Raw genomic sequence first — 1,024 nt, forward strand, 5'->3', positions numbered from 1 at the left:
GGCAGGAACATGGCGGGCCGACCGTCACCCCGCCCCGCCGTCAGGGCTTTGGCAGCCGGATGATCGAACAGGCCTTGGCGGGATACTTCGACGGGATCGCGGAACTGGATTATGACCCCGGCGGTTTGCGTTTTGAACTGACATCACCGCTGACCGGCCTGACGCAGCAGGACTGAGCGTCCGCCACCCCATCCCCGGAAGAATCATCATGTCCCAGCCCCGCAACGCCGTCCTTGTCGTCGAGGACGAGATCCTGATCCGGATGGAAGCCGTCGACATGATGCACGACGCGGGCTTTCGGACCTACGAGGCCAAGTCGGCCGACGCCGCGCTGGCCACGCTGAACGGCACCTCCGACATCGCCATCCTGTTCACCGATGTCGAGATGCCCGGATCGATGAACGGCCTGAAGCTGGCGGCCCATGTCAGCGCCACCTGGCCCGACATCCGCATCATCGTCGCGTCGGGGATCCTGGGCGTCAGGGACGCCGACCTGCCGCCCGGTGCGCGGTTTTTTCCAAAGCCCTATCCCACGGACCAGATCATCGACGCCCTGCACCAGATGACCAGCGATCCGGCCTGACGCCCTGCGCGCTACCGGGACGGCGCGTTCGACAGCGCTGCCTCGCGGGCCGCGATGATCTGATCGCGCGTCTCGCGGACATGGACGATCTGCTGGGACCCCTGCCGATGCAGGCCAAGGATGGTCGCCCCCTCGGGTCCGTTCTCGATGGTGAACAGGGTGTCGGCCTCGAAACTGAGAACGACCGGGTGGAGCCCCGGCATTCCCGTCAGCGTCATACGGGGCATAACTTGCCACCTCCTGCGCGATGCTTTGATCCGCAGAGTTGGATACCGAATGCCACCTTTCATCAAGTGATTTCGAAGGCAAAGCGTACCCAGGTCTGACCCCGACCAGGCACCGACGCCGCCTGCCCTGCATCGCAGACGGCCCCGCCTCGAGTGATCGCGACCCCGCCGGCCTATGCGGTCGAGCGGCGATCCTGACGCGGCCCGGCCGGGG

2 protein-coding genes are annotated in these 1,024 nt (G+C 66.0%); one reads left to right on the forward strand and one right to left on the reverse strand.

Going from position 1 to position 1,024, the window contains the following annotated elements; all coding sequences use genetic code 11:
- The first annotated feature begins 208 nt into the window (after positions 1 to 208).
- Positions 209 to 583 carry a response regulator gene (locus TW83_RS16590; RefSeq protein ID WP_045983891.1) on the forward strand — a complete coding sequence of 125 codons (375 nt, stop codon included), beginning with the start codon at positions 209 to 211 and terminating at the stop codon, positions 581 to 583.
- Positions 584 to 594: 11 nt separating this feature from the next.
- On the opposite strand, the gene TW83_RS16595 is transcribed toward TW83_RS16590, so the two are convergent.
- A complete protein-coding gene (locus TW83_RS16595; RefSeq protein WP_157001704.1) occupies positions 595 to 810 on the reverse strand; it encodes a hypothetical protein in 216 nt (71 codons plus the stop codon).
- Between the last annotated feature and the right edge of the window lie 214 nt (positions 811 to 1,024).

It is taken from the genome of Paracoccus sp. S4493 (genome assembly GCF_000967735.1).
Lineage (GTDB): Bacteria > Pseudomonadota > Alphaproteobacteria > Rhodobacterales > Rhodobacteraceae > Paracoccus > Paracoccus marcusii.

Coding starts and splice junctions, on each gene's coding strand:
- TW83_RS16590 (WP_045983891.1), top strand. CDS start 209: ATGTCCCAGCCCCGCAACGCCGTCCTTGTCGTCGAGGACGAGATCCTG.
- TW83_RS16595 (WP_157001704.1), bottom strand. CDS start 810: ATGCCCCGTATGACGCTGACGGGAATGCCGGGGCTCCACCCGGTCGTT.